Annotated in this window: 4 protein-coding genes; all 4 read left to right on the plus strand. The window is 71.2% G+C overall.

Annotation, left to right across the window (positions count from 1 at the left end; translation table 11 throughout):
* A partial coding sequence (locus ABYE80_RS17625) for a molybdopterin dinucleotide binding domain-containing protein (protein WP_372791616.1) occupies positions 1-1,376 on the plus strand: 1,376 nt, incomplete at its 5' end.
* Positions 1,373-2,944, plus strand: coding sequence for a nitrate reductase subunit beta (narH, locus tag ABYE80_RS17630; RefSeq protein WP_372791617.1), 1,572 nt, complete (start codon positions 1,373-1,375; stop codon positions 2,942-2,944). The genes ABYE80_RS17625 and narH, both read left to right, overlap by 4 nt.
* On the plus strand, positions 2,941-3,564 hold the full coding sequence (narJ, locus tag ABYE80_RS17635) for a nitrate reductase molybdenum cofactor assembly chaperone (RefSeq protein WP_372791618.1): 624 nt from the start codon (positions 2,941-2,943) through the stop codon (positions 3,562-3,564). The genes narH and narJ overlap by 4 nt, the downstream gene beginning before the upstream one ends.
* The gene (gene narI / locus ABYE80_RS17640) at positions 3,564-4,292 is read left to right on the plus strand and encodes a respiratory nitrate reductase subunit gamma (protein WP_372791619.1); all 729 of its coding nucleotides are present in this window, start codon (positions 3,564-3,566) and stop codon (positions 4,290-4,292) included. The genes narJ and narI overlap by 1 nt, the downstream gene beginning before the upstream one ends.
* The last annotated feature ends 58 nt before the right edge of the window (positions 4,293-4,350 follow it).

Here is a 4,350-nt window from a genome sequence, read left to right on the forward strand (position 1 = left end):
GCCTGTACTCCGACGTCGTGCTGCCGGCCGCGACCTGGTACGAGAAGCACGACGTCTCGAGCACGGACCTCCACCCGTTCGTCCATCCGTTCAACGCCGCGATCCCGCCTCCGTGGGAGGCCAAGAGCGACTGGGACGCCTTCAACCGCATCGCCCGGTCGTTCTCCGAGCTGGCCCGGGAACGGCTCGGCACCCGGACCGACATCGTCGCCGGATCGCTGCTGCACGACACGCCGGACGAGCTCGCCCAGCCGTTCGGGGAGGTCCGCGACTGGCGCGCGGGCGAGTGCGACCCGGTCCCCGGGCGGACGATGCCGAAGCTGGTCGCGGTCGAGCGCGACTTCGGCGCGGTCGCCGAGAAGATGACCGCGCTCGGGCCGCTGGTCGAGAAGCTCGGCGTCGGCGCCAAGGGCGTGACGTTCGTGCCCGACGAGGAGGTGCAGCGGCTCGGCGCGGCCAACGGCATCGTCCCCAGCGGAGCCGGGGCGGGTCGGCCGGCGCTGGAGCGCGACGTGCACGTCGTCGAGACGATCCTGGCGCTGTCGGGAACCACGAACGGCCGGCTGGCGGTCGAGAGCTTCCGCAACCTGGAGGGACGGGTCGGCAAGCCGCTGGCGCAGATCCCGGCGGCACGTGCCGAGGAGCGCCTGACGCTCGCGGAGATCACCATCCAGCCGCGCAAGGTCATCGCGTCGGCGGAGTGGTCGGGGCTCGAGTCGCACGAGCGGCGCTACTCCCCGTTCACCCAGAACGTCGACCATCTCATCCCGTGGCGCACGCTCACCGGGCGCCAGCAGCTCTACGTCGACCACCAGTGGATGCTCGAGTACGGGGAGGCCCTGCCGGCCTACCGCCCGCCGGTCGACAGCGGGCAGCTCGAGGGCCTGGGGGGATCGCCCGAGGTGGGGCCGGGGCGCGAGGTGACCGTCCGCTATCTCACGCCGCACTCGAAGTGGTCGATCCACTCGGAGTTCCAGGACAACCTCCACATGCTCACGCTGTTCCGCGGTGGCCCGGCGATGTGGATCTCCCTCGAGGATGCGGCCGCGATCGACGTCGCCGACAACGACTGGCTCGAGGTCTACAACAAGCACGGCGTGGTCGCCTGCCGTGCGGTGGTCAGCCACCGCGTGCCGTCCGGGGCGGCGCTCTTCTACCACTCGCAGGACCGGCACGTGAACGTCCCGCTGTCGGAGGTCTCGGGCACGCGCGGCGGTACCGACAACTCGCTGACGCGCATCACGATGAAGCCGACGCATCTCGTCGGCGGCTACGCGCAGTTCTCGTGGGGCTTCAACTACTACGGGGCCTGCGGACCGCAGCGCGATCAGCTCATCATCATCCGCAAGCGCGCCGGGAAGGTGGCCTACCGATGAGGATCCGGGCCCAGATGGGCATGGTCATGAACCTGGACAAGTGCATCGGGTGTCACACCTGCTCGGTGACGTGCAAGAACGTGTGGACGAACCGCAAGGGCACCGAGTACGTCTGGTTCAACAACGTCGAGACGCGCCCCGGCCGCGGGTACCCGCAGGACTGGGAGGACCAGGACCGCTGGCGGGGTGGCTGGGAGCTCGACCGCCGCGGCAAGCTCAAGCTCCGGGCGGGCGGGAAGGTGCGCAAGGCGCTGAACCTGTTCCACAACCCCGACCTGCCGTCGATCGACGACTACTACGAGCCGTGGACCTACGACTACGACACGCTCATCGGGGCGCCGCCCAGCGAGCACCAGCCCGTCGCGCAGCCGCTGTCGCAGATCTCCGGCGAGCCGCTGGACCTCAGCTGGGGCCCCAACTGGGACGACGACCTGGCCGGGTCGCTCGAGAACGCGGCCGGCGACCCGAACCGCCGCAACGGGCTCGAGGAGCAGGTGCGGATCGAGTTCGAGCAGGCGTTCATGATGTACCTGCCGCGGATCTGCGAGCACTGCATCAACCCCTCGTGCGTCGCCTCGTGCCCGTCCGGAGCGATGTACAAGCGCGAGGAGGACGGCATCGTCCTCGTCGACCAGGAGGCGTGCCGGTCCTGGCGGCACTGCGTCTCGGGATGCCCGTACAAGAAGGTCTACTTCAACTGGAACACGGGCAAGGCCGAGAAGTGCACGTTCTGCTACCCGCGCATCGAGGCGGGGATGCCGACCGTGTGCGCGGAGACGTGCGTCGGGCGGCTGCGCCACATCGGCGTCGTCCTCTACGACTCCGACCGCGTGGAGGCGGCTGCATCGGTCGCCGACGAGCACGACCTGCTGGACGCCCAGCTCGGCCTGTTCCTCGACGCGCAGGACCCGGAGATCCGTGCGCAGGCGCTGGCCGACGGGATCCCGGAGGACTGGATCGAGGCCGCCGCGCACTCGCCCGTGTACGACCTCGCGGCACGCTGGCGCATCGCCCTGCCCTTGCACCCCGAGTACCGCACGATGCCGATGGTCTGGTACGTGCCGCCGCTCTCGCCGGTGACGAGCCTCGTCGAGGCGTCGGTCGACCCGCAGGCGGATCCGAGCGCCGTGTTCGCCGCGATCGAGGAGCTGCGCATCCCGGTCGACTACCTGGCGAGCTTCCTGTCGGCGGGCGACCCCGAGCCGGTGCGGACATCCCTGCGGCGGCTGACCGCGCTGCGCGAGTACATGCGCGCGCAGAACCTCGGCGTGGCCGCCGATCCGGCGATCGCGTCCGGCGTCGGCATGGAGCCGGCCGAGATGCAGGCCATGTTCCGGTCGCTGGCGATCGGCGACTACAACGAGCGCTACGTGATCCCCAAGGCGCATCCGGAGATCGACATCGACCCCGCCAAGCTGCAGGGCAGCTGCGGACTGGACTTCGCGGGCGGCCCCGGGGACCTCATCGGCGGGGCTGGTGCGGGTGCGACGACCCCCGATCCGGCCGGCGCCGCGAACGACTTCGACCTGCGGGATCTCATCACCCACGTCGATCGGAGGCCCTCGTGACCGGCGTGGTCCACCCGCTCAAGCTCGCGTCACTGCTGCTGCAGTACCCCGACGGCGACCTGCTCCACGCCCGCGGGGAGTTGGCGGCGGCCGCGGAGGGGCTCGGACCCGGCCCGCAGGCGGACGCGATCCGCGCGTTCACCCGGTGGGCGACGGGCATCGAGCCGGCCGAGCTGCAGGCTCGCTACGTCGAGACCTTCGACTTCTCCCGGCGGGCCAGCCTGTACCTCACCTACCACACGCTCGGCGACCGCAGGCAGCGCGGCATGGCGCTGCTGGCCCTCAAGCAGCGCTACGCCGCTGCCGGCCTGGACCCCGCGCAGTCCACGGGCGAGCTGCCGGACTACCTGCCGATGCTGCTGGAGTTCGCGGCGCTCGAGCCCGAGCCGGGGCTCGCCGCGCTGGCCCGCCACCGCGAGGCGCTCGAGCTCCTGCGCGCCGCCCTCCATGCCGAGGACAGCCCGTGGGCGCCGCTGCTCGACGCGGTGGTCCTCCCGCTCCCTGGGCTCACACGCGACCAGCTCACCCGCATCCGTGAGCTCGCCGCGGCCGGTCCCCCCGAGGAAGAGGTCGGCCTCGAGCCGTTCGCGCCGCCCGCGACCATGCCGGGGGTGGGGTGATGGAGCGGGGGGAGCTGCTGCTCTACGGCGTCCTGCCGTACGCCGCGATCGCCGTGTTCCTGGTCGGGCACTGGTGGCGCTACCGCACCGACCAGGTCGGCTGGACCGCGCGGTCCACGCAGATCCTCGAGAGCCGGATGCTGCGGGTCGGCAGCCTCGCGTTCCACGTCGGCGCGCTGGCCGCGATCGGCGGCCACGTCCTCGGGATCCTGGTGCCCGCCAGCTGGACCGACAGCGTCGGCGTGAACGAGGACGCCTATCACGTGATCTCGGTCATCGGTGGGTTGACCGCCGGCATCGCGGTCGTCCTCGGGCTCCTGGTCCTGGTCTACCGCCGTACGACGAACCACCGCGTGCGCCGCACCACCACGCGCATGGACGTCGCCGTCTTCGCGATGCTCGCCGTCGCGATCGTCACGGGCCTCTGGGTCACGGTGCTCAACGCCGTCGACGAGACGCACTACCGCGAGCACGTGGCGCCGTGGTTCCGCGGCATCCTGACCCTGGACCCGCAGCCGGAGAGGATGGCCGAGGCCCCGCTCATCCTGCAGATCCACGTGACCCAGGTGTGGTTCCTGTACGCGCTGTGGCCGTTCAGCCGCCTCGTCCACGTCTGGAGCATCCCGGTGGACTGGTTCCGCCGCAGCCCCATCCTCTACCGCAGCCGCGGCGCTGCTGTCGGCCGTCCGGCCGGTGGGCGGCGTCCGCACGCTGCATCAAGGCGGTGACCCCCATGCATGAGCGTTCCAGCCCCGCGACGGGAAACACCACGGCACTCGTCGTCGC

The organism is Paraconexibacter sp. (genome assembly GCF_041602235.1).
Lineage (GTDB): Bacteria > Actinomycetota > Thermoleophilia > Solirubrobacterales > Solirubrobacteraceae > Paraconexibacter.

Excerpts from the sequence above, each read along its gene's own strand:
- narH (WP_372791617.1), top strand. The coding sequence starts at position 1,373 with ATGAGGATCCGGGCCCAGATGGGCATGGTCATGAACCTGGACAAGTGC.
- narI (WP_372791619.1), top strand. The coding sequence starts at position 3,564 with ATGGAGCGGGGGGAGCTGCTGCTCTACGGCGTCCTGCCGTACGCCGCG.